This is a genomic window from Paracoccus sp. Ld10, from assembly GCF_045064235.1.
In the GTDB taxonomy this organism is placed as follows: Bacteria; Pseudomonadota; Alphaproteobacteria; order Rhodobacterales; family Rhodobacteraceae; genus Paracoccus.
In genome coordinates this window covers 480195-504933 of record NZ_JBISHD010000032.1, presented here as the reverse complement: position 1 = coordinate 504933, position 24739 = coordinate 480195, and the positions used below count along the sequence as shown (strand labels likewise).

At 64.7% G+C, this 24739-nt stretch carries 21 protein-coding genes; 15 read left to right on the top strand and 6 right to left on the bottom strand.

Translation table 11 applies throughout. The annotated features are described in order from the left end of the window. Positions 1-2: 2 nt before the first annotated feature. Positions 3-359 (bottom strand): PepSY domain-containing protein, encoded by a 357-nt coding sequence (locus ACJJVR_RS16255; RefSeq protein ID WP_405406119.1) that lies wholly within the window; start codon positions 357-359, stop codon positions 3-5. Positions 360-491: 132 nt separating this feature from the next. Between ACJJVR_RS16255 and ACJJVR_RS16250 the strand changes: the two genes are divergently transcribed. From ACJJVR_RS16250 to ACJJVR_RS16230, 5 genes are all read left to right on the top strand, one after another. Further along, entirely contained in the window at positions 492-1547 is a 1056-nt protein-coding gene (locus ACJJVR_RS16250; RefSeq protein ID WP_405406117.1) for a hypothetical protein, read from the top strand. Between the two features lie 212 nt (positions 1548-1759). Next, complete coding sequence (locus ACJJVR_RS16245; protein WP_405406116.1) at positions 1760-2878, top strand: extracellular solute-binding protein; 1119 nt, start codon at positions 1760-1762, stop codon at positions 2876-2878. A gap of 50 nt (positions 2879-2928) precedes the next feature. Next, positions 2929-3993, top strand: coding sequence for an ABC transporter ATP-binding protein (locus ACJJVR_RS16240; protein ID WP_405406115.1), 1065 nt, complete (start codon positions 2929-2931; stop codon positions 3991-3993). After that, positions 3986-4867 carry an ABC transporter permease gene (locus ACJJVR_RS16235; RefSeq protein WP_405406114.1) on the top strand — a complete coding sequence of 294 codons (882 nt, stop codon included), beginning with the start codon at positions 3986-3988 and terminating at the stop codon, positions 4865-4867. Before ACJJVR_RS16240 ends, ACJJVR_RS16235 begins: the two co-directional genes overlap by 8 nt. Continuing rightward, positions 4864-5652, top strand: coding sequence for an ABC transporter permease (locus ACJJVR_RS16230; RefSeq protein ID WP_405406113.1), 789 nt, complete (start codon positions 4864-4866; stop codon positions 5650-5652). The genes ACJJVR_RS16235 and ACJJVR_RS16230 overlap by 4 nt, the downstream gene beginning before the upstream one ends. Here ACJJVR_RS16230 and ACJJVR_RS16225 read toward each other — a convergent pair. Further along, entirely contained in the window at positions 5649-6269 is a 621-nt protein-coding gene (locus tag ACJJVR_RS16225; RefSeq protein WP_405406111.1) for a nucleoside/nucleotide kinase family protein, read from the bottom strand. The genes ACJJVR_RS16230 and ACJJVR_RS16225 overlap by 4 nt on opposite strands. A 115-nt stretch (positions 6270-6384) precedes the next feature. Between ACJJVR_RS16225 and ACJJVR_RS16220 the strand changes: the two genes are divergently transcribed. The 3 genes from ACJJVR_RS16220 to ACJJVR_RS16210 all read left to right on the top strand — a co-directional run bounded on the left by ACJJVR_RS16220 (position 6385) and on the right by ACJJVR_RS16210 (position 9451). Further along, a complete protein-coding gene (locus tag ACJJVR_RS16220) occupies positions 6385-7500 on the top strand; it encodes a PAS domain-containing protein (RefSeq protein WP_405406109.1) in 1116 nt (371 codons plus the stop codon). Beyond that, positions 7497-7964, top strand: a complete 468-nt coding sequence (locus ACJJVR_RS16215) for a response regulator (protein WP_405406108.1) — start codon at positions 7497-7499, stop codon at positions 7962-7964. Before ACJJVR_RS16220 ends, ACJJVR_RS16215 begins: the two co-directional genes overlap by 4 nt. Before the next feature lie 221 nt (positions 7965-8185). Beyond that, on the top strand, positions 8186-9451 hold the full coding sequence (locus tag ACJJVR_RS16210) for a glycerate kinase (protein WP_405406106.1): 1266 nt from the start codon (positions 8186-8188) through the stop codon (positions 9449-9451). Here the strand turns inward: ACJJVR_RS16210 and ACJJVR_RS16205 are convergent. After that, positions 9448-10110: a GntR family transcriptional regulator gene (locus ACJJVR_RS16205; RefSeq protein WP_405406104.1), complete on the bottom strand. Its 663-nt coding sequence runs from the start codon at positions 10108-10110 to the stop codon at positions 9448-9450. The genes ACJJVR_RS16210 and ACJJVR_RS16205 overlap by 4 nt on opposite strands. 114 nt (positions 10111-10224) lie before the next feature. Here ACJJVR_RS16205 and uxaC point away from each other — a divergent pair, with 114 nt between their 5' ends. From uxaC to ACJJVR_RS16185, 4 genes are all read left to right on the top strand, one after another. Beyond that, on the top strand, positions 10225-11631 hold the full coding sequence (gene uxaC / locus ACJJVR_RS16200) for a glucuronate isomerase (protein WP_405406102.1): 1407 nt from the start codon (positions 10225-10227) through the stop codon (positions 11629-11631). Between the two features lie 472 nt (positions 11632-12103). Further along, positions 12104-12928, top strand: a complete 825-nt coding sequence (gene kduI / locus ACJJVR_RS16195; RefSeq protein ID WP_405406100.1) for a 5-dehydro-4-deoxy-D-glucuronate isomerase — start codon at positions 12104-12106, stop codon at positions 12926-12928. Beyond that, entirely contained in the window at positions 12925-13650 is a 726-nt protein-coding gene (kduD, locus tag ACJJVR_RS16190; RefSeq protein WP_405406099.1) for a 2-dehydro-3-deoxy-D-gluconate 5-dehydrogenase KduD, read from the top strand. The genes kduI and kduD overlap by 4 nt, the downstream gene beginning before the upstream one ends. Beyond that, a complete protein-coding gene (locus tag ACJJVR_RS16185; protein WP_405406098.1) occupies positions 13628-15052 on the top strand; it encodes a mannitol dehydrogenase family protein in 1425 nt (474 codons plus the stop codon). Before kduD ends, ACJJVR_RS16185 begins: the two co-directional genes overlap by 23 nt. 1301 nt (positions 15053-16353) lie before the next feature. Here the strand turns inward: ACJJVR_RS16185 and ACJJVR_RS16180 are convergent. Next, complete coding sequence (locus ACJJVR_RS16180) at positions 16354-17301, bottom strand: sugar kinase (RefSeq protein ID WP_405406096.1); 948 nt, start codon at positions 17299-17301, stop codon at positions 16354-16356. Between the two features lie 13 nt (positions 17302-17314). Continuing rightward, positions 17315-17977: a GntR family transcriptional regulator gene (locus ACJJVR_RS16175; protein ID WP_405406094.1), complete on the bottom strand. Its 663-nt coding sequence runs from the start codon at positions 17975-17977 to the stop codon at positions 17315-17317. 163 nt (positions 17978-18140) lie between these two features. Here ACJJVR_RS16175 and ACJJVR_RS16170 point away from each other — a divergent pair, with 163 nt between their 5' ends. The 3 genes from ACJJVR_RS16170 to ACJJVR_RS16160 all read left to right on the top strand — a co-directional run bounded on the left by ACJJVR_RS16170 (position 18141) and on the right by ACJJVR_RS16160 (position 21525). Beyond that, complete coding sequence (locus tag ACJJVR_RS16170) at positions 18141-18599, top strand: molybdopterin-dependent oxidoreductase (protein ID WP_405406093.1); 459 nt, start codon at positions 18141-18143, stop codon at positions 18597-18599. A 56-nt stretch (positions 18600-18655) separates the two neighbouring features. Next, on the top strand, positions 18656-20818 hold the full coding sequence (locus ACJJVR_RS16165; protein WP_405406091.1) for an ATP-binding protein: 2163 nt from the start codon (positions 18656-18658) through the stop codon (positions 20816-20818). 134 nt (positions 20819-20952) lie between these two features. Further along, on the top strand, positions 20953-21525 hold the full coding sequence (locus tag ACJJVR_RS16160; RefSeq protein WP_405406089.1) for a L,D-transpeptidase: 573 nt from the start codon (positions 20953-20955) through the stop codon (positions 21523-21525). A gap of 1802 nt (positions 21526-23327) precedes the next feature. On the opposite strand, the gene ACJJVR_RS16155 is transcribed toward ACJJVR_RS16160, so the two are convergent. After that, a complete protein-coding gene (locus ACJJVR_RS16155) occupies positions 23328-24734 on the bottom strand; it encodes an amidase (RefSeq protein WP_405406088.1) in 1407 nt (468 codons plus the stop codon). Positions 24735-24739: the final 5 nt, after the last annotated feature.

Below are 24739 nucleotides of genomic sequence, written 5' to 3'. Positions count from 1 at the left end.
TTTCAATTCTTGATGCGGGGCGCGCGACGCGCCTCCAGCTGGCCGCGTCCGGCCACGTCCAGAAAACGCCCCGTGCGCGCGTCCACGCGGATGTTGAGGATGTTGCGCTGTGCGGTCAGCAGGCGGAACTCATAGATCAGCTCGACCCCCGCGGCGCGTTCTTCGGGCAGGGGCGGGCGCGTCTCGGCTGCGACCAGACGACCATGATAGCGGGCGGTGACCGCCTCGGCCATTCGGTGGAACGGCTGCGGCTGAAAGCTGCTGCCCCAGGGGTCGGTCGGGGACACGGGCTGAGACAGCGCCGCCAGCGGCGCCATCAGGACCAGAACCAGAAGCATGGGATTCGTGATGCGTGTCATGGTACCCACTATGACCGCATTGTGGGAAATGAAAACCAAACGGCGCGTTGGCGATCCGTTCGGGTCCACTGGACTAAAGATGATTCGCAGAAGGCCGGAACCGCTGGCCGACATCGACCCAAGGAGTGTCACATGACCCGCAAGCATCTTGCATCCACTGCCGCCCTGATCGCCATCATCGCCGGGGCCGTCCCCGCCATCGCCCAGACCCCCGACGTGGAGCTGCCCGGCGTGCTGCAGGGTCTGGATCTGGACCGCATCAGCGTCGAAACCCGGCGTGACGGTCAGCGCGAGTACGAAGGCCATCTGCCGGACGGCACCCAGATCGAGGCCATGTTCGACATGGCCGGAAACCTGATCAAGGTCGAGGCCGATGACGGCGCCTTGCCCGCACCGCTGATCGATGCCGCCGTGCCCGGCGACGTCCTGAATACGCCCGCAATGGCGCTGTTCACCCGCTATGAAGAAATCAGGCAGACCCCACGCCACCTGGAGATCGCAGGCTGGCAGGAAGACGACACCGAGGTCCAGGCCCGTTTCGCCCCCGACAACACGCTGGTCCAGATCGCCACCGACGGTACCGCCCTGCCGCAACCGATCATCGACGCGATGCTGCCCCAAGCCGTGCGCGGCAACGAGATCATGGCGCAGTTCGCATCGATCGAAGGGATCATGGCGGAATACGGCCATTTCGGGGTCAAGGGAGAGGATGCCGATGGTCAGGAGATGCGCGCGGCGTTTGATGACGCCGGGACCGTCCTGCGGTTCGGTCGCGACGACGACCGCCGCGACGACCGCAACGGCCACAATCGCGACCGCGGCCCCCGCGGCGATCGCCCCGATGGCGATGGTCCCCGCGGTGACGGCCCGCGCGGCGACGGTGCGCGTGGCGATCGCCCCCATGGCGACGGCCCCCGTGGTGATCGTCACAATGGCGATGGCCCACGCGGTGATCGCCCCAATGATGGCGGCAACCGTGGCAATGGTGCGCGCGGTGACATGCCCCCCGCGGCGCAGCTTGATGCCGCGGCGGCCAGCCAGCGTCTGACGGAGGCGGGCTATAGCGACCTTGGCACGATGCAACAGAAGGGTCCGCGCGTCATGCTGGACGCGACCAACCCTGACGGAGAGACCGTCACCCTGGAGCTGGACCGGCAGGGTCAGCTGGTGCGCGAAACCGCCCGCTGATCGTCGCTGACATCTTGCCGCAAGGGCCGTCCCGTGAGGGGCGGCCCTTTTGCATGTCGCAGGCATCGGCTGTCCAACCAGGCACTTTGCGTTGGCGCGGCGTCGGTCTAAGCTGCGAGCCAAGCCAAAGCCCTTGGCGTTGTGTCATTTTATCGACACGCATGCGGGATAACGGGAAACGGCTGAGTGACAATGACATGGAGGATCTCTCAATGACACGGATCGACCGACGCGGCCTTCTGCGCGGGGCTGCGGCCACGGCTGGCGTGGCGCTGGCCTCTCCCTACCTGGCGCGCGGCGCCATGGCGCAGGGTGCGGGCCAGGTGAACATCTTTGCCTGGGCCGGCTATCTGAACGACGAGATCCTGGGCGCCTTTCAGGAGGCAACCGGCATCACCCCGAATTACACCCCCTATGGCACCAACGACGAGCTGCTGAACCAGCTGCGTGCCAATAACGGTGCCGGGTTCGACCTGATCTGGCCGACGGTCGACCGCGTGCCGAACTATGTCGAATTCGGGCTGATCCAGCCGCTGGACGAATCGCGCATCGAGGTCGCCCGCGTCCTGCCCAGTGCCTGGGAGAATTCGGTCAACCTGGGCGCGGTCGTGGACGGCGCACGCTATCAGGTGCCGACCGACTGGGGCACCGAGGCGATCGCGTTCGACACCGAACAGAACCCGCTTGAATACGGCACCGCCTCCTATGGCGACCTGTGGAAGGACGGCGCGCAGGCGACCGTGCGCGGGCATTCCTCGCTGATCGGCCTGGGCCTGTGGCTGGAGGCCGAGGGCAAGCTTCCGCGCCCGCTGCTGGACGCCTTTACTTCGCCCGAGGCACAGATCGAGATCTTTGACGTGATCCTGGCCGAGGCTGTCGCGCGCAAGGGCAACATCATCCAGTTCTGGACCAACGAGAACGAGGCTCAGGGCGCGTTCCGCGTCAACGGCGCGACCGTCGGCCAGACCTGGGATTCGACCGCGGCCGCGCTGGCGGGCGAGGGCCTGCCCGTGGGCTTTATCGCGCCCAAGGAAGGCGCGCTGGCCTGGATGGAGGGTCTGTCGATCCCGACGGGCGCCGAAAACCTGGACGGGGCCTATGCGTTCATCAACTGGTTCCTGACCCCCGAGGCCGGCGCCATGTACACCAACGCGACCAAGATCAATTCGACCGCGGTCGGGTCTGATCAGCTGACCTCGGACGAGGCCAAGGCGTTCTTTGCCGCCGCCTATCCGGGCGATGCGTTGGAAAAACTGTGGTGGTGGCCGATCCAGGAAAGCTGGTACATCACCAAGCGCAACGAGTATCAGGACCGCTTCCTGTCGGCCTGAACCCAACCGGGGGCGGCCCGGGCCGCCCCCATATCTTTGCAGGAGAAAAGATGTCCCATTCGGTCGAACTTGCCGGCATCGGCATGACTTTTGGCACCACCCGCGCCGTCAGCGATGTCAGCTTCAAGGTCGAGGCCGGGGAGTTCTTTTCGATCCTGGGTCCGTCGGGCTGTGGCAAGACGACGATCCTGCGCATGATCGCGGGGTTCATCGAACCGACCGACGGATGCGTGCTGATCGGTGACCGGGACATGGCGGGCCTTGGCCCCAATCAGCGCCCGACCGCGATGATATTCCAGTCGCTGGCCCTGTTTCCGCTGATGTCGGTGCGCGACAACATCGCCTTTGGCCTCGAGGCCCGCGGCATGGGCCGCACCGAACGCCGCGCCAAGGCCGACGACCTGCTGCGTCTGATCGCGCTGGAGGGATACGGCGACCGCATGCCGGGCGAACTGTCCGGCGGCCAGCGCCAGCGCGTGGCTATTGCCCGCGCCCTGGCCGTCGAACCAGGCGTCCTGTTGCTGGACGAACCGCTGTCCGCGTTGGACCTGAAACTGCGCCAGCACATGCGCGCCGAACTGCGCGCCTTGCAGAAACGCACCGGCGTGACGTTCATCTATATCACCCACGACCAGTCCGAGGCGCTGGCCATGTCGGACCGCGTCGCCGTAATGTCGTCGGGGCTGCTGCAACAGGTGGCCACCCCGCGCGACCTGTACGACAACCCCGCCACCCCCTTTGTCGCCCGCTTTGTCGGAGAGACGAACGCAATTCCCGGCCGCATCACGGACGTTCAGGCGGGCACCGCCCGCATCGACACCGATTTAGGCCCGCTGCTGGGCCGCGCGGGGCAGGGTGCCGCGCAGGGCGTGCAGGGCACGATCTATGTCCGCCCCGAGGCGCTGATGCCCGGGGGTGGCGAAAACCCCGTCCAGGCGCAGATCGAACGCGTCGATTTCGAAGGCTCGTTTGCGCTGGTCCACGGTCGTTTTGACAGTGGGGCGGCGTTGACCGCGTCCGTGCCGTCGACGCGACTGGCCGATGCGCCCGTGCCGGGGCACCGCGCGTCGTTCGGTTTCCAGCAGGCGCATGCTGTGGTGCTGGGCGATGGGTGATCTGAAAAATCGTTTCGGACCGGGGCTTTCGACGATTTTTCTGATCCTGGTTCTGTTCTGGCTGGCCGTGATGGTCCTGGCCCCGAACCTGATGATGATCGATTACGCCCTGCGCCCGAACCTGCCACCTGCCGCGCTGGGCGGGCCGGACGACACCTATTCGCTGTCGAACATCCTGTATCTGGCGGGCGAGCCCACGCACCGCGCGATCTTTTTCAAGACGATCTGGGCCAGCGGGCTGGTGGCCGCGGTGACGTTCGCCGTCTGCTATCCCATCGCCTTCTGGATGGCACAGCGGGCCACGACAGGACAATTGGCCATTGCGCTGATGCTGATCATCATTCCGTTTTTCATCAACGAAGTGCTGCGCACGCTGGCGTGGTTCATCATCCTGGCCTATCGCGGGCCGCTGAACGCGGTGCTGTTGAACATCGGCCTGATCGACGCCCCGATCCGCTGGCAGGGCAATGGCGGCGTGCTGGCCGCAATGGTCTATGCCTATATCCTGTTCATGCTGCTGCCGATCTACAACGCCATCGAATCGCTGGAAAAGGCCCAGATAGAGGCTGCCCGCGACCTGGGCGCGTCCCGCTGGCGCATCCACACCCGCGTGGTAATCCCACATGCCAAGGCGGGCATCGCCACGGCCTTCGTGTTCACCTTCATGCTGGCCGCTGGATCATACGTGGCCCCCGCGCTGCTGGGATCGCCGGGCAGCCGATGGTTCACCGAGATCATCTATAACTGGTTCTTTGAGGGTGGCGACTGGAATCGCGGCGCGGCCTATGCGCTGGTGCTGCTGGTCCTGTGCCTGGCGGTCGTTCTGGTCACGCTGCGGCTGTTCCGCGTCAACCTGACGGATGTCGCGAAATGAGGGCGGAGCGTATCTTCAACGCCATGTTCTGGCTGTATCTGGTCGTGTTCGCGGCCTATCTGTTCACGCCGCTGATCATCATGGGCGCGGCCAGCTTCAACGAAAGCCGCTTTCCCACGGTGATCCCGTGGCAGGGAACCACGACCGATTGGTTCGCGGCCATGTGGGCCGACGGGGCCATGTGGCAATCGCTGTGGACCTCCGTGCTGGTCGCGGTCTGCGTGGTGGTGATCGTGGTGCCGGTGGGGACGGCGGCGGCATTGGTGCTGACATCGCTGCATGCGCGGGCGCGCAGTTTCGCCTATGCGGTGATGGTGTCGCCGCTGTTGACGCCGGGGGTGGTGATCGGGATCTCCACGCTGATCCTGTGGCGGCAGATGGGTGTCGGCGGCGGCATCGTCCTGATCGTCCTGGCGCAATCCACCTTCATCATCTGCTATGTCATGCTGATGGTCATGGCGCGCCTGCAACGGTTCGACCGCACGCAGGAAGAGGCGGCCCTGGGCCTCGGCGCCAGCCGTGTGATGGTGTTCCGGCGGGTGACCCTGCCGTTCCTGCGGCCCGCGCTGATCGCATCTGCCGGTCTGGCCGTGCTGCAGTCGATCGAGAACTACAACACCACCCTGTTCGTGCGCGGGTTCGAGACGCCGCTGACCGTGTTCATCGCCACCAAGGTCCGCACCGGCCTGACCCCGGCGGTGAATGCGCTGGCACTGGTCATCATCGTGGCGACGGTCATCGGCGCCATCGCATACGAGGTCGCGCGGCGACGGCGCGGGGCCTAGCCGTTCGGCAGAATCAGGTCGGGCGCCCGGCTGCCGGTCAGGACCAGGTCCATGTTGGGCAGGTCGTTGGCCTCCAGCTTGGCGCGGGCCTGATCGGCGGGCAGGTGCGACCAGCGGGCCGTCAGTCTGGCCCGCAGGACTGGTTGCGGCACATCCAGCATCACGGTCAGCGCGAAATGACGCGTCAGGTCGCGCCACCCCGGGCTGTCCAGCAGCAGATAATTCCCCTCTACCAGTATCAGCCGTGCCGATCCCGGGACGTGACGCGCGGCGGCGCGGCTGATCTCCAGGTTGCGGTCAAAGACGGGGATCAACACGTCACGCCCGTCATCGGCGGCCAATCGGTCCAGCATCACGGCGAACCCGTCCAGGTCGAACGTCCAAGGCGCACCCTTGCGCGGCAAATCGCCGCGCGCGGACAACAGCCCGTCGTCGAGGTGGTATCCGTCCATCGACACCAAGGCCGCCGCCGGCACATCAGCCAGCATTGCATCGGTGACATGGCTTTTGCCCGCACCCGGCGGTCCTGCCAGTGCGACCATGTGTCTGCCCGATCCGCAGGAGAGATCGCGCAGGCGATCGCGCAAGTCAGAAAGGTTCGTCGTCTTGGTCATCATGTCACCTTGCGGGGTCGCGTCACGCCGCACCATTTTCGATACGCCGGAACCAAACAACCGGCCAATGCCTTAACGCAGACGACAATTTCTGGCGCAGGATGACAAGGGGCGCGACGTGGACGAACGGGACGACTGGCACCTGACCCAGGCGCTGCATCACGAACAGGGCAGGGGCGATCCGTTTGCAGCAGCCGTCCGGGCCACGCGGATGGCGATGGTCATCACCGACCCGAACCTGCCCGACAACCCCATCGTCTTTGCAAACGACGCCTTTCAGCGCCTGACCGGTTATGACCGCCCAGAGATCGTCGGACGAAACTGTCGCTTTCTGCAAGGGCCGCAGACGGATCTTGATTCCGTTGCCCGGATCAGGGACGCCGTCGGCAAGGGTACGGATATCGCCATCGATATTCTGAACTATCGCAAGGACGGAACGTCGTTCTGGAATGCGCTGTATCTCAGCCCGGTGCGGGATGACGACGGCAGCATCCTGTTCTTTTTCGCCTCGCAACTGGATGTGACAGACCGAATTGATGTCCAGTCGCGGATGGCGCGCGAAAAGTCCCGGGTCGAGGCCGAGGTGACCCGCCGCGTGGCTGAACTGCGCGACTCGCTGGATGCGCAGCGGCTGTTGCTCCACGAGGTGGATCATCGCGTCAAGAACAACATGACCATGATCGGGTCGATCCTGCGCCTGCAGCTGCGCGAGGCGGCGGACAGCGATACCGCCGACATGCTGCGGGCCATGATGACCCGGATCGATGCCTTGGCGACGGTGCACCGCCATCTTTATCAGGCCGATGACGTCACGCGGTTCGACATCGGGTCATATGCGGTGAACCTTGCGTCCGACCTGACGCAAAGCCGCGCGGAATGCGACGTCCGCATTCGCGCCGATCTGGGCCGGGCCGAGGTGCCTGCCGGGCAGGCCGCCGCGATCGGCCTGATCGTGAACGAGATCCTGACCCATATGATCCGCCTCGCAGATGCGGGGCAGGGGCAGGTTTTCGACATCTCGTCGCGGACCACCCCTGCACGGGTAGAGCTGTCTATCGGTTTCGGCCCATCCGGCGCGGCAGCGGCACAGACAGATCCCGGTTACTCACCATCCGGGGTGAATGAACAGATCATTGCGCGGCTTGCCGTACAGACACGCACACGCGTGACCTGGTCCCGCAGCGACCAGGGGTCGATCTACGTCAGTGTCATCATCGACAAGGAAAATCCATGAACCGCCCAAAGGCGCCGCTGTCGATCCTGGTGGTCGAAGACGAGTTCATCATCGCGATGGATATTGAAATGATGATCGAGGATTGCGGCCATCAGGTGCTGGCGGTCGCGTCGTCGTTGCAGGATGTGATGGCCCTTCCGCCCGACAAGGCCCCTGATGTGGCATTGGTCGACATGCAGTTGGCCCGTGGCAGCACCGGGCTGCAGGTGAACAGCGCCATTCAGAAACAATGGCCGGACACGATCGTCGTGTTTGTGACCGCGAACCCAAAGAAAATCCCCGATGATTTCGAAGGCGCGCATGGCGTTATTGCCAAACCGTTTTCGTCAGCAGGGTTTGTCGCGGCCCTGAAATACCTGGAGGAAGGCGTCTGCGACCCGCCGCCTGTGTCGCCTGAACCAGGCAGCTTTGTAGCATCCGCCGCGTTCGCGGCCAAGTGGGCCGGCACGCCACAATCGGGCTGATCACCACGTGCGATCTCGATGCGCCGGTCGATACTAGCCGCCCGTTCGGTTGGATCCGGGCCGTTGTTGACATCCGATTGTCAGACAGCGGCGTCCCGACCGGTTGTACGCAGGCACCGGGGGGCCATTACGCGTGGACGGGGGATAGCGGATCGCCGACAAGACATTATGATGGGACGACATGCACGCCGCCGCGCGTGATCGATACGGAGGGAGGCGGGATGACCCAGGACCAGGCACAGGCGCTGCTGCGCGCGATGTTCGACGCGGCGGTTGCCGCAGCCGATCCCGCACAGGTTCTGGCCGATCATCTGCCGCCCAAGCCGCAGGGCCGTTGTATTGTCGTGGGTGCAGGCAAGTCGGCCGCCGCCATGGCCGCGGCGCTGGAGGCTGCCTGGCCTGATATCGATCTGTCCAGCGTCGTGGTCACGCGGCATGGGCATGACGTTCCGACGCGCCGCATCACCGTCTGTCAGGCGTCGCACCCCGTCCCCGATGCGGCATCGCAGGATGCAGCCGAGCGGATCTTGGCCGCGGCGCAGGCGGCGGGGCCGGACGATCTGGTGTTGGCGCTGATTTCGGGCGGGGGGTCCGCGCTGATGGCGGCGCCGCGCCCGCCATTGACGCTGGAGGACAAGATCGCGGTCAATCGCCTGCTGTTGCGATCCGGGCTGACGATCGAGGATATGAACCGCGTCCGCCGGCGTCTGTCGGCGATCAAGGGCGGGCGGCTGGCCCAAGCGGCGGCACCCGCACGTTTGGTGACGCTGGCGATTTCCGACGTGCCGGGCGACGATCCGGCAGCCATCGCGTCGGGTCCGACCGTGCCCGATCCGACCGCCGGGCAGGATCTGTCCTGGCTGGTGGACCGGCTTGGCCCGGACCTGCCACAGGCTGCGCGTGAATTGCTGATGGCGCCGCCGCAGCCCGCGGACGCCTTTGACGTCGACTACCGCCTGATCGCCACGCCCCAGATGTCACTGATGGCAGCAGCCCAAATCGCCAAAAAGGCCGGGGTGACGCCCATCCTGCTTGGCGACGCGCTGGAGGGAGAGGCCGCGCAGCTGGGCATCGCCATGGCCGGTATCGCCCGCGCCACCGCCGCCCATGGCACGCCCGCGCCTGCGCCCGCCGTGCTGTTGTCGGGGGGAGAGACGACCGTGACGATCGGCCAGGGTGTTCCGGGCCGCGGCGGGCGCAATACCGAGTTTCTGTTGTCGCTGGCGGTGACGCTTGGGGGACAGGCCGGCATCCACGCGTTGGCCGCCGACACCGACGGCATCGACGGGACCGAGGATGCCGCAGGCGCCATCATCGGTCCAGACCTGCCGCAACGGGCCGCGGAACGTGGCCTGAACATGCGCGCAGCCCTGGCGGCGCACGACAGTTACAGCCTGTTCGACGCAACAGGCAGCCTGATCCGCACTGGGCCCACCCTGACGAATGTCAACGATTTCCGCGCCGTGTTGGTGATCCCGGCCGACTAGGCCAGGATACCCGGCTGGTCGATGCGCAGCCGTTCTAAAATACGTTCTATATGGCTCAGGTGGTCGCGCAACGCACCTGCCGCGGCCTCGGGGTCGCGGGCCCGCAGGGCGGCCAGGATCTCACGGTGCTCGACAAAGGCGGTGGACGCGCCATAAGACAGCGACAGAAACCGCGCGCGGTCCATATGTCCCTTGTTATCGCGCACCAGGTTCCAGACAAACTCTTTGCCCGCCGCCGCGCAGATGTTGCGGTGGAACTGGTCGTCCAGTGCATGGAAATCGGCGCGCCTGTCGGTCAGGCTGGCGGCCTCCTGCAGGTCGATCAGGCGGTCCAGCCCGTCCCAGTCCGCAGGTTGCAGCCGCAGCGCCGCGACCCGCATCGTCGCCTGTTCCAAGGCGCTGCGAATGAAATGGGCGTGCATCACGGCCTCGGTCGAGATCGGGGTGACGGTGGTCGCGCGTTGCGGGCGGATCTGGATGAAACCCAGCTGGGACAATCGATAGAACGCGTCGCGGACCGGCTGGCGCGACACGCCCATCTGGGCCGCGACCTCTGCTTCGGACAGTTTTGCGCCGGGGGGCAGGTCCAGCCCCACGACCTGTGAATACAACAAATCAAAGATCTGATCGGTAACGCTGCTAACCCGGATATCCTGCAAGGGAGGGAGGTGTTTCAGAACCTGATTTGCCATCATCATCCCCGCATTGACCGACTGTGCCAACTAGCATATTAGACGACTAGTGATATGACAAGTTGGGCACAGAGAGATCTCATGGCGCTGTTGCACAAAGACCGCCTGTTTCCCACTCATGGCCGCGCGCGTGATCTGGCCCGCGCGCTGTACGATCAGGTCCGGGACCTGCCGATCGTCAGTCCGCACGGCCATACTGATCCGCGCTGGTTCGCGCTGAACGAGGCATTTCCCGACCCTGCGCAGCTGTTCGTGACGCCGGACCACTATGTGTTCCGCATGTTGTGCTCTCAAGGCGTGTCGTTGGGGGATCTGGGCCTGTCCCGCGCCGACGGCGGCACGACCGAAACGGACGGGCGGACAATCTGGCGGTTGTTCGCGCGTCACTATCCGTTGTTTCGCGGGACGCCGTCGCGGATGTGGCTGGACCACAGTTTCCAGCATGTCTTTGGCATCGACCGTCGCCTGTCGGAGGATACGGCTGACTGGTACTATGACCATATCGCCGATTGCCTGTCCCGCCCGGAATTCCGCCCCCGCGCGCTGTTCGACCGTTTCAACATCGAGGCGATCGCCACCACTGAGGCCGCGACCGACGATCTGCGCTGGCACCGGATGATCCGCGACAGCGGCTGGGGGGGCAGGGTGGTCACCGCCTATCGGCCCGACGGCGTGATCGACCCCGAAGCCGAGGGTTTTGCCGACAACGTCGCGTTGATGGGCCAGCAGACCGGGTTCGATACAGCCTCATGGGACGGCTATCTGGACGCGCACCGGGCACGACGCGCGTTCTTTATCGCACATGGTGCCACATCCAGCGATCATGGCCATGCCAGCGCCCGGACCGAGGATCTGCCGAAGGCGAATGCCGCAGCCCTGTTCGCCAAGGCGCTGCGCGGCACCTGCACCGCAGAGGAGGCCGACGCGTTTCGCGGTCACATGCTGACCGAGATGGCGCGGATGAGCCTTGAGGACGGACTGGTCCTGCAGATCCATCCGGGATCGCGCCGCAACCATTCCGACGACGTGCTGGCGATGTTCGGGCGCGACAAAGGTTTCGATATCCCCGGGCGCACCGATTATGTGACCGCATTGCGGCCGTTGTTGAACGCGGTCGGCATGGACCCGCGCCTGACGGTGATCCTGTTCACCTTGGATGAGACCGCCTATGCCCGCGAACTGGCACCCATGGCCGGTGTCTGGCCCTGCCTGCGGCTTGGTCCGGCATGGTGGTTCCACGACAGCCCCGAAGGGATGCGCCGCTTTCGCGAGATGACCACGGAAACGGCAGGCTTTTACAATACCGTGGGGTTCAACGACGACACGCGCGCCTTTTGTTCGATCCCGGCCCGTCACGACGTGGCGCGCAGGGTCGATTGCGCCTGGTTGGCCGATCTGGTCACGACCGGACGTCTGGAGGAGGACGAGGCCCATGACGTGGCGCGCGACCTGAGCCATGGTTTGGCCAAGCGGGCTTACAAGCTTTGACGGTCGCGATGCGGTATGACGGTATGATGCTGGACCCGACGGCAGACCCCTCAGGCGCCAACCCGATGCGTGCGCCCGGCGCAGGGGTCGGTTCTGGCGTCAGAACGACGGTGATCGACCGCATGGCCACCGTTCCCGACACGTCCACGGACAGGTGCGAACTCCGACAGCGGTCGACCGTAGTCGCACCGCCCGGCGCGGCCGGATCCGGACGTGTCCGTAAGGGATGGATGTCGTGTTCAGGGAAACGCGCACCACGCGATCGGATCATCGGATACCGCGCTGCGACCGCCCGACCCAAGCAGGCAGATGTGGGGCTGGCGCGAATGACACCCGGCCACGCTGATCATCGTCGTGCCGACGCATGCGGCCATTCCTTGCCGGGAGGAGCGTACCCATCCGTCGTCGGCGCGCGGCTTGCTGTCCGGCAGCATCGTCGCCGCCGCATCATTTTCATCTGAAAGGACCCGCTATGACGCATGTCGAGACCCGCCACGCGATCCATCCGGATCACGCCCGCGGCATGGATACCGCCCAACTGCGGCAGCATTTCCTCGTCGAGGGGCTGTTCGTCGCGGGCCAGATCCGTCTGACCTATACCCACTACGACCGCTTTGTTGTCGGCGGCGCTGTGCCCGAGGGGGCGCCCCTGGTGCTGGACGCGATCGACGAGACGCGGACCCCCAGCTTTCTGGACCGCCGCGAGATGGGTGTCGTCAATATCGGCGGTCCCGGCCGGGTCGAGGCCGCGGGCGAGGGCTGGGACATGGCCAATGGCGATGTGCTGTATCTGGGCATGGGGGCGGGGGCCGTCACGTTTTCGGGCGAGGGACGGTTTTATATTACTTCGGCGCCCGCGCATCGCGCGCTGCCGCATCGGTTGATCACCGTGGATCAGGCCAAGAAGGTCGAGATGGGCGCAGCCGAAACGTCGAACAAGCGGGTCATCAAGCAGTTCATCCACCCCCTGGTGATGGAGAGCTGCCAGCTGGTGCTGGGCTATACGTCCCTTCAGGAGGGGTCGGTCTGGAACACCATTCCCTCCCATGTCCACGACCGGCGGATGGAGGCCTATCTGTATCACGGAATGGCGCCGCAATCGCGGGTGCTGCACCTGATGGGCGAACCGCAGGAGACGCGCCACCTGTTCGTGGCCAATGAACAGGCCGTTCTGTCGCCGTCCTGGTCGATCCATTCCGGCGCGGGCATCGGGGAATACACCTTTATCTGGGCGATGGCGGGGGACAATGTCGATTACACCGACATGGACTTTGTCCAGCCGGAGGATCTGCGGTGACCGCCTTTTCGCTTGAAGGGCGCACCGCGCTGGTCACTGGCGCCAACACCGGCATCGGTCAGGCCATCGCCGTCGCCATGGCGCAGGCCGGGGCCGAGGTGATCGCCAGCGGCCGGCGCGATTGCGACGAGACGCTGGCGATGATGGGGTCGGGGCGGTCGCTGACGCTGGATTTCGCCGACCCGATGGCGGCCCGCGACGTGTTCTCGGATCAGCCCATCGACATCCTGGTCAACAACGCGGGCATCATCCGCCGCGATGACGCCGTCGATTTCACCGAGGCCGATTGGGACGCGGTGATGGACGTTAACGCCAAGGCGTTGTTCTTTACCTGCCAGGCCTTTGCCCGCGCCGCCCTGCCGCGCGGTCGGGGCAAGATCGTCAACATCGCCTCGCTGCTGTCGTTTCAGGGGGGCATCCGGGTGCCGTCCTATACCGCGTCGAAACATGGCGTGGCGGGACTGACCAAGCTGATGGCCAATGAATGGGCCGGTCGCGGGCTGAACGTGAACGCCATCGCGCCGGGCTATATCGAGACGAACAACACCGAGGCGCTGCGCGCCGACCCTGACCGGTCGCGCGCCATTCTGGACCGCATTCCGGCCGGCCGGTGGGGCCGACCCGAGGATATCGCCCAGACCGCGGTCTTTCTGGCCGCGCCTGCGTCCGATTACGTCAACGGTGCCATTCTGAACGTCGATGGAGGCTGGCTTGCCCGCTAGGTTGCACCACACTGCGTCCGCCGCACCCGCAGGCATCGTCCATCTGGGCCTTGGCGCGTTCTTTCGCGCGCATGGGGCGATCTATGTCGAACAGGCGATGGCGGCGTCGGGGGGGGACTGGGGCATCATCGGCGTGTCGTTGCAATCGCCCGGAACGCGCGACCGGCTGGCCCCGCAGGGCTGGGCCTATACCGCGCTGGAACTGGGCCCGGAGGGAGAGACCGCACAGGTCGTCACCGTCCTGCGCGATGTTCTGGTCGCGCCGGAAAACCCGCAGGCGGTGCTGGACGCGATGGCCGCGCCCGCGGTCCGCATCGTCAGCCTGACCGTCACGGAAAAGGGGTACTGCCATCAGCCGTCAACCGGTCGGCTGAACGCCGATCATCCCGACATCCGCCACGATCTGGCGGGTCCGCTGCCGAAATCGGCGCCGGGGTTCCTGGTCCGCGCGTTGCAGGCGCGGCGGGCGGCGGGGGTGGGGCCGTTCACCGTGCTGTGTTGCGACAACCTGCCGGAAAACGGCCGTGTCGTGCGCGGCGTCGTGCTGGACCTGGCGCGGCTGATCGACCCCGATCTGGCAACGTGGATCGAGGCGAACGTGGCATTCCCCTCGACCATGGTGGACCGGATCGTGCCCGCGACCACGCCCGATGATCTGGACCGGGTCAAGGCCCTGACCGGCCAGCGTGACGAAGCGCCTGTGATGCACGAGCCCTTTCGCCAATGGGTGGTCGAGGACCGGTTCTGTGCCGGACGCCCCGATCTGGGCGCGGTCGGGGTGCAGCTGGTCGATGATGTCACGCCGTTTGAACACATGAAACTGCGGATGCTGAATGGCACCCATTCCAGTCTGGCCTATCTGGGATACCTTGCGGGGCACCAGACCATCGCGGACACGATGGCCGACCCGGACATGGCGCAATTCGTCGATCGCCTGTGGCGGTCCGAGATCATCCCCGCGCTGACGCCTCTGCCTGGTACCGATCTGGCAGCCTATGCCGATGCGCTGGCCGCGCGCTATGCCAACCCGGCGATCCGTCACCGGACGTGGCAGATCGCCATGGACGGCAGCCAAAAGCTGCCGCAGCGCATTCTGGGCACCATCGCCGAAGGGCGGGCCGCAGGGCGGCCGGTGCCCGGCCTGACCCTCGTCATGGCGGCATGGATGCGCTATGTTTCAGGGCGTGACGAGGCAGGCGCGGCCATTGAGGTCAAGGATCCTTTGGCACCGCAACTGGCCGCATTGTGGCACACCGATCCGGTCGCGACGGTCGACGCGTTTCTCGCTTTGGCGCAGGTTTTTCCGGCGTCCCTGCGCGATGATCCCGGGTTTCGGTCCGATCTTGTCGGCGCCCTGAACTTGCTGCTCGGCCACGGTGCACGGGCCGCTGTTCGCGCCTGAACAAACGGGATAAGGCGTATCTTCCCCGTTATGGTGCACTGTTGCGCGCGCCGCGCAGGGGGCAAAGACCCATGCGGTTCAAGGGTGCTGATCATCGCGATGCACGATGCTGGCGTCCATATCCTCGGTCCAGCCGTGCGCCCTTGGCGTTCGCCCCTGTGCGCCGGTCGACCGGGTTGCAGATCCCTGTCTGGACAGGCACCATGTCGACCGGACCGCCCGCGAATGTTTGTTGATCACAGAAAGGTAGCGTGCATGATCTGCCGGAGAGATCGTCGGCCATTGCTTCGCTTTGCTGCGCGATTGGCGGGGCCTTCCTGGTGCGTCAACCCGTCGTCCTTGATGCGAAACGAAAGTCTGGGCGCGGTTGTCGACATTCATAGAGGTGGTGTGAGCCTTCGCGCGATGCGTCCGGACATACCCATTGAACGACGCCCGGCGCGGCATCGATGCGCGCCAAAGGTTCGTCAACGTGACACGCCGCCCGGAACCACTCTATACGAGAGCCATGGCACTGGTTTCCGGACCAACTGCACTTAAGCCGCCATGTGATGCAGGCGTGACACGGAGAAATGACCGGCGAACGGCCTGCCTTTGCAGAGATAAGCAACGATCGCGCGCCCTTCTCCGGTCACTCCTAACGGCCATCGCCGGACGGTGATCATTTTCGGATCATCCGCGTGATCACGTGATCAATTGCGCTGACGCGCAGCGATACGGCACACCGATGGACCATAGTCTTGTAAAAAATGCCCTGTTCATCGAAATCGTTGGGGTGATGAACAGGCTGTCGTCCGTACGGATGTGGACCTGACGGCGCGCGGCACGTGCGCCGCCTGCGTGCAGTGCTGCGCACGATCGCCAGATAGCATGCACAGCAGGGTTCCAGAATGTAAGCGCGTTTCCACAGGGCCGTGGCGCCTTGAACGGAACAGACGCCGTACGGGGCTGCTGACATGAAAGGCCGGTCCAACCGCCTTTCTTTGTCTGACGGGGGGAACGGCTGCAGGCGGTGGTGGCACCCCGGGTTATGCAGGGCTGCCGGTTTCCGGTCGACCGGGGCCACGTCTATTGCTGGCCGCGAGAAACATCTATCCCGGGCCCGACGTCCCGCAAGCACGACCGTGATCTGCGAAACCCGGCGCTATCGCTTTGGGATCACGGTCGGACGCCTGAAAGGCAAAGGTGGTGTAGCCACGGTATGTGACAGATGCCCTGCGGCCTGCTTGCGGCTGTCTGTTACAGCCGTGAGCAAAAACCGGTCCGGACCCACAGGGGGCACACGCTGTGACGGATCAGCGTTACGGGCGTGCGTCCGCGACTGCTTGCCGGATCAGGGCGCCTGGATGGCGGATGACCTGCCGCCCAAGCGCATGGCCGGCCCGGACGGCATCCGCGCAATCAGAGCCTGTCAGCCACGCCGCCAGATAGCCCGCATTGAAGCTGTCACCAGCCGAGGTGCTGTCGACCGGGGCGTCGATGCTCAGATCATCGATGCAGCCCTCACCGTCATGCCCGCCGAACAGGATCGGACCGCCGCCGTTCTTGACCACGACCTGTGCCGCGCCGAGGGTCAGATACCGGTCAAGCGTGGCCCGGGGGTCAGCGTCGCCGAACAACGCGGCTTCGTCATCAAAGCTGGGCAGGACAAGGTCAGCCCGACCTGCCGCATCCTGAGTGACCGTGCGCATCGTTTCCGCGTCGGACCACAGTCGCGGGCGAAGGTTGGTGTCAAAGACGACCGTCGTGCCGGCCTGCCGGGCATCGTCCAGTGCCTGCAGCAGGCTTGCACGCCCTTGGGGCGGCAGGATCGCCAGCGTGATCCCCGACAGATAGGCCATTTTGCAACCCTGTAGCGCCGTATCCAGCAGGGCGGGATCATCGGCCAACCGTCGTGCGGCGGAATTATCCCGCCAATACGAAAAGCTGCGTTCGCCGTTTGCCAAGCTAATCGCGTACAAACCGATCTCGGCATCAGCCTGGCGGGTGACATGAGCGGTGTCCAAACCCTCTGCCTGCAGAAAATCCACCATCCGGTTCGAAAAATCGCCGGTGCCGACGCGGGTCAGGTAATCCACCTGCCATGCGTCGTCCAACAGGCGGCGCAGATACCAGGCGGTGTTCAGCGTGTCGCCCGCAATTCCCATGCGCCACAGGTCCGGATCAGAGGCGCGCGACATCTCGACCATGGCCTCGCCGATGGACAGGATACGGGACGGGGATGCGGGACGAAGATCAGGGTGCGGCATAGGACGGGGCCTTTCAGTCGGTGAAATAATCAGGATGTGCCGCGGCCATCTGCGGCAGTTCGGTCAGCATCTGTTGCAGGTGGATGCGGATCGCACCCTCGGCCGCGTCCGCGTCGCCGGCCTGCAGCGCGGTCAGGATGGCGCGGTGTTGTGCTATCGTCTCGCTTCGGTCAAAGACCCGCATCGACAGGTGACGCAGGCGGTTCATCTGAGCCTTGAGCCGTTCCAGGTCTTGCCAGACGCCCGCCTGAGATGCAGCCAGCGCCATGGACCGATGAAAGCGGTCATCGGATTCAATGAACCCGGGCACATCACTTGCGACGTCGCAGCGTTCCTGTTCGATCAGTTCAGACGCCATCGCGGCCAGATCGGGACGTGTGTTCGCGACCTGGCGGGCAAGGTCGCTTTCGACGGCCTCGCGGATGAAACGCGCCGACAGGACTGCACGCATCGATATGCGTCCGATATACGTGCCGCGTTGGGGCCGGACCTCGGCAAGACCGTCTGCGGCCAAGCGGATGAATGCCTCGCGCACAGGTTGGCGCGACAGGTTGACCTGTGCCGCGATTTCGGTTTCGGACAGGCGGGTTCCCGGCAGCAGATCGCCGCGCAGCACGCAGCGGTACAGCCACTCATGGACCTGCTGGGACGTCGTTGCAGCGCGAACCGGAATCATGAAAAACCTCTTGGCGCCGGACTATACCATACTTCCATACAAGTAAAGCGACCGCCGGTTCGCTAACATTTTAGCAAGGGTTTGCTGCCAAAATCGCGTGGATGAGCGCAATGTGACGGGACTACCCCTCTCGACCATTACCCCGTTTTTCAAAGGCTGCCCCATGAAGACCACAGCCCTGTTTCTTTTGCTCGCGCTGGGGGGGGCGGCACAGGCCGGCGACCCCTTGTTGACCGTTGATGGCCCCGATGGCACGCGTAACTATGATCAGGCCGCGCTGAGTGCGCTTGGACTGGTCAGCTTTACCACCTCGACCATCTGGACGGAACGGCAGACAGCCTTTACCGGCGTACCATTGCAGGCGGTTCTGACAGACGCGGGCATTGACGCAGGCGTCGTGTCAGCAGTCGCCATCAACGAGTACGCGGTTCAGATTCCGGTGACGACCGTGACGGCGGACTATCCCATCGTGGCCCTGCAGATGGACGGAAAGGCGATGTCGGTGCGCGACAAGGGTCCGTTGTGGCTGGTCTATCCGTATGATTCTGACCCCGCCCTGCAATCCGAACTGATCCTGGCACGCAGCATCTGGCAGATGGTTCGCATCGAGTCGCTCCGGTGATAGACGTGGCGGGCCGTGATCTGCACACTCCCTGCATGGCGCGTGCTGTAAGATTGATGCCCGCCTGTTTTGGTATTGCGATCGTGGTCATGGGCCTGGCGGTCTGGATGCTGCAGATGGACGCCCGCCGCCAGATCGACGAGATGGGGACCGCCGCCACCGACAACACCCAGTGGTTTCTGGCCCAGTCAGAAGTCGAGGTCATGGCCCTGCAGCGTGCGGCCATGCTGCTGGCTGCACCGGGCGCCACGGCTCAGCAGGCGCAGGATCTGCGCCGTATGTTCGACATTTTCTATTCGCGTATCCTGACCCTGGAGCAGGGGCGGACCTATGATCGGCTGCGGGCGAAACCGGGCATCACCGCTGTGCTTGACACTATTCAAGCCGACCTTGGCATGGCGTTGCCCGCAATAGACGGCGATGATGTTGGGCTGATCGCGGAACTGCCCCGGATCATCACGACCATTGATAAGGCCGTGCCCCTGATCCGGAAAATATCCCTTGAGGGGGTCCGCTTGTTTGCCGAAACGTCAGCATCGCGTCACCAGGGTGTGGCGCGCGCGCTGACCACGCTGTCATTGCTGGTCGTACCGTTGTTCATTGTGCTGACGGGCAGCGTGGTGGTTCTTGCCATAATGGTGCGCATGGCGGGCGATCGAAGCCGCCGTATTGCTGCTGTCAGTGACCGCCTCGATTCCCTGTTCGAGGCGTCGATCGACGCGATCCTGGTGGCCCGCCCGGACGGGCAGATCCAGGGTTTCAACGCCGCGGCACAGCGCATCTATGGCTATGACCGGTCCGAGGTTCTGGGCGGCGACGTCGTCGATCTGCTGACCCCTCACGACGATCGTGCGCAGGTGCAGCGCGGCTTGGCTGCGGTCCGCGACGGCACGACCCGCCTGAATGACGGCACGCCCGAGATTCTGCAGTCGACGGCACGGCACAAGTCCGGCCGCATCATCCCGGTCGAATTGTCCATGTCTGTCGCCCGCGGCGAAGATGGGCCGCTGATGGTCGCGTTCGTTCGCGACGTCTCCCGGCGTGCCGCACAAGAAGATGAACTCATCGAGGCACGCGACCGCGCCGTGGCGGGCGAACAGGCCAAGACCCGCATGATCGCCGTGATGAGCCACGAGATGCGCACCCCGTTGAACGGTATCCTGGGGCTGCTGGACCTGCTGTGCCTGACCGAGCTGGACGACCGTCAGCGCCAGTACATCGCCGCGATGGAGCATTCGGGCCGGATGCTGCTTGGCCATGTCAACGATGTGCTGGATACCTCGCGGGTGCGCAGCGGCCGCCTGGTGCTGGCGCAAAATCCTGTTGATCTGCGGGCGCTTGTCGATACGGCTGTTCTGGGGCTTCAAAGCCAGGCACAGGCGGCTGGGACCACTCTGACGACGGTGCATACGGGCGGTGTTGGCGGGCCGGTGCTGGGCGATGCCGCACGTCTGGAGCAGATCGTTGTCAACCTCGTCGGAAATGCCATCAAGTTTACCGAAAATGGACAGATCACGGTTCATGTCGACAGGACGTGCCAGCAGGGCACTGTCGAACTGAGCGTTACGGACACAGGGATCGGCATCCCGGCAGCCGATCTTGATCGGATATTCGATGCCTTCGTGACCCTTGGTTCGACGTTCGATCGCAAGGTCGAGGGAACAGGGCTGGGTCTCAGCATCGTTAAAGGTCTGGTCGACACGATGGGTGGGCAGATTGCTGTGACGAGTGAACCGGGCAGCGGCACGTCGTTCCGTGTGACGTTGCCCCTGCAACCTGCCTTTGCCACGCAAGATAAAATGTCACCGGCTGCCGTTGCCAGTCCCGAATGCCCCACATTGAGCGTTCTGTTGGTCGAGGACAACGCCATCAACCGCCTGGTCGCGCGTGAAATGCTGCGGAGGCAGGGATGCGAGGTGACCGAGGCAGAGGACGGTCTGGTCGGCGTCACACTTGCGGGTACCCGCCGCTTTGATCTGATCCTGATGGATATCAGCATGCCGCGCCTGCACGGCGTAGAGGCCGCACTTCGCATCCGCGCCGGCGGCCCCAATCGGGACACTTCGATTGTCGCTTTGACTGCTCATGCGATGCCCGAAGATCTTGCCAGATTTCAGGCAGCCGGCATGGACAAGACGCTGGTAAAGCCGCTCAGTCGCGCTGCATTGGGCGCGCTCCTGCAATCGATACGACCGCCGCGCCCGCTGCCTGATGCTTGATCGCGTCTGGCGACAGGGGTCTATCTGTTGCAAAAACTCCGGGGTTGGTGGTGAACTTTTCCGGAGGGGCTTGGGGGACGGGTCCGGCACGACTATTGTTGTTCGAAAGACGAAATCAAGAACGAGGCAGCAGCATGGCAACGAATCGTCCCTTTGGCGACCGACGGACCTTCCTTCAGGGGCTTGCGGCGGCTGGCGTCCTTATCCCCGCCACGGCCTATGGTCAGGCCGACGCGGGACCGCAGCGCAACCAGTCGTCGTTCCGTGCCCGGCACTGGCGTGATTTCTATCCCTCGATCGGCAAGGGCGTGCTGCTGGCGGACGTGACATCGCGCGCCGTCCATTACTGGTCGGGTGACGAGAGCGTGCATTTCGTGTTCCCCTGCGCGATCCCGATGACGGACGAACTGACACGCCGTGGTCAGACCGAGATCGTCCGCAAGGTCGCCAACCCATCCTGGACCCCCACGCCCAGCATGCGTGTCAAGGACCCAAGCCTGCCGCAGCGGGTCGAGGGCGGAGCACCTGAAAATCCGTTGGGGAAATTCGGCCTGTATCTTGGCTGGCCCGCCTATCTGGTTCACGGGACCCATGACACGCGCAAGATCGGGCGGCGATCGTCGTCTGGCTGCTATGGCCTCTATAATGAACATGTCGAACGGCTGTATGCGGTCGCGGAAATCGGCACACAAGTCACGGTGTTCTGATCGGCAATCGGGGCGTTCTGCGCCCCGTGTCAGCCGTGGTGAAACGCGACGGTCTTGTTGCGGGCGTATCCACACAGTCCCTCGGGCCCCATTTTGCGTCTACGACTCAATATGTCGATCTGCAGACAGGGCGAGCTGACACCGATACCGGTAGCATGGTTGTTTGTAAAAACCTGACCACCGTTCAACCGGCTTGCGACGCACAACTGACGACGCCCTGACGTTCCACATGCCAGCGACCAGCCGTACCGTTGGCGATGCACGGCGCTTTTATCTCTCAGGCAAACGGCATCATGACATGCACAGGACCATAAATCATTCGCTGCGCCAGCGTTTGATCGGGCCGGACGCTCGCTGGCACTAGCGGACTCAAATCGGATCCTTTCTGTGCCGGAGCGACCCTCAGGCCCCGGACGATGTCGGCGGTGCGTCGGCGGAGATGGTTTAGACGCCTGCGTGATACCAGGAGGCGGGACACCGCCGTACAGGTCTTGCTGGCATTTTTATACAGGCAGCGATCAGGATCAGGATCGTCCAATCGACGTTGGGATCGTTGAAAGTGATCTGGGGCGGATTGTCCGTAATTTGACGCGTGTCAGGCCCGGCATTCGCCGCAGCTGCGCGCAGAATGCCGGGCCCGCTCCGACCGATTGGATAATAGACGGGTGAGGCAGCTTGAATGCCCGGAAAACGCGGCAGCCACATCGGGTCCCAACGGCGAAAGCCTCGGGGTCCAAGCCCTCCCGATCCGCAGTTTGTGTAGAAAGCAGCGCGGTCATGGCGGCGTCATGGCCGGGGGCAGCACCACGGCGTTGCCCGTGCCCGGGGCTGGCGCGACTGCGCCGCACAGGATTAGCCCCACTGAATGATGATGCCACAGACGCCGCGCGGTTCATGCAAGCCAGAGCCCTGTGGATAGAGGGTCGTGGTGCCGATCAGCTTGCCTGCAGTACCGCTGTGGCAATTTGGAAGATGAGCCAGCGCGATCCAAGTTCAACGCGAGTGGCTCAGGCGCTTGGGGACGAACAGGGTCTCGCCCATTGCAAGGTCATTTGGCCGGCCCATGACCTGATCGGACATCTGCACAAGAGTTTGCGCATGATCAGTAGTAGTCAATGCCTCCTATGACGCGTCCATGGTGGCTCGGGCCGAAGTGATGGCCGCATGGACGTTAGCTGCGGTTCCGCGCCCGATCAACCCGATGACACGGTACATCGGTGGGTCCTCTCTGACAGGATGGCACTGTGGGCCGTGCCCGGCTGCCGTCCAAAAAGGCCATGCGTGTCGCGATGCGCGTCCGTTCGTCAAATGTCATTATAAGCCACTGTAGTTATATCGAAAATTAAGGTCTGTCATGGTGTAAGCGTGTCCCGATGCAGACTTGGCGAAGACGATGGATCGGATGACAGCCGGCATGGTGTGGCCGCCAGCGCTGGCGCGTGACGCGGGCAGGGTGTCCGTGGATTCAGCCGTGGCACCCCGAGCCCCGCAAAGGGCCAAGCCGGGTAGGCTGTGCCTGCTCCAAGCGTTATTCATACCGGTGATGTCGGATCAGCTCACATCACTTCTGATAGGCAGGCGGGCGGCCTGTACGCGACAGAAGGGGATCCGGGGTGCGGCCTTCATCGATGTGCTTACCGCGGGAGGCGGTCACGGCGCATGTTTCGCAGTTGCCAACGCAGCCAACCGCCTGTCCCGTGACCTGCGCCCTGTTGCAGGGCGTGGTTGCCGCACGGCTTTGCCGACAATAACCTGACCGAAGCGGCCGCCCCGTTCATTGCCAAGGACAAGCCCGCCTATGATCAGCCTGCGACTGCAGGCCAGGGGCGTTTGGGCGGGGCGATCCGTTCCCATGCCCGTGCGGCCCGCAGCACCCCCAGATCATCAAACCGGCGGCCGGCGATCTGCAAACCGATCGGCACGCCCGCAGCGTCGTATCCACAGGGCACGCTGATCGCCGGCTGTTCCCCGATGTTGAAGGGCGCGGTAAAGGCGATGTGCTGCATCGCACGGGTCACATCGTTGTCGGCCGGATAGGCCCAATCCGCCGGAAAGCCCACATTAGGGGAGATGGGGGACAGGATCAGGTCCAGATCGGTCGTGACAACCGTAGTGCGACGGCGAATCTCGACCGTGGCGCCATAGCTGCGCCAGACGTCCTCTCCGGAGCGGCCCAACCCCGATTCTGCCCAGTCCCGCACCTGCGGCAGGACCGCCGCCCGCTGTTGCGGGTTCAGCGCCAGTACGTCCAGCCCTGCACGTGTGCGCCAGAAATCGTCCAGTCCCTGCAGCAGGTCGGGGGTCATCCAAGGATCGATGGGGCAGATGATTGCGCCGGCTTGTTCGAACAATGCGGCGGCTGCGGTCACGGCATCGCGAACCTGCGGATCGACGGCCATGCCGCAACCCGCATCCGCCAGCACCCCGATGCGCAGGCCCGCCAGATCCTGATCAAGGTCCAGCCAGTCGATCGTCGCGGGGGGCAGGGACATGTGGTCGCGCGGGTCCGGCTGCGACAGCACCGCCATGGCCATCGCGGCGTCGCGCACCGTCCGCGTCATCGGTCCCGCAGCGCGGCCCATGAACGGCGGATCGATCGGCACGCGGCCCAGGCTGGGCTTCAGCCCCACCAGACCGCACCACGCCGCAGGCAGTCGGATCGAGCCGCCGATGTCGGTTCCAAGGTGGATCGGCCCGTATCCCGCCGCCCCGGCGGCCCCGGCCCCGGCGCTTGACCCGCCGGGGTTCATTTTGGTGTTCCACGGATTGCGCGCCAGCCGGTGAAAGCTGGACAGGCCCGACGACAGCATTCCGAAATCGGGCATGGTCGTGCGGCCCAGAAAAACCGCCCCAGCCTCGCGCATGCGGGCGGCAGGGGGGGCGTCCTGGGTCCGCGGGGTCATGTCGCTGACCGCGGTGCCAAGGGGCATCGGCAAACCGCGGGTCGCGATGTTCTCCTTGATGGTGATCGGCACACCGTCCAGTGACACGCCGTTCACCGTCAACGGATTGCCGTTCCGCCAGCGGTCCTCCGAGGCGCGGGCAGCCTCCAGCGCCGTGTCGTGATCAACGGTCCACATCGCGTTCAGCACCGGCTCGCATGCATCGATCCGGTCCAGGACGGCGCGGGTCACCTCGACGGGGGACAGGCTGCGCTCGGCAAAGCCCTCGGTCATCGCGGCGGCGGTCAGGTCGTAAAGTGCGTTCATCGGGC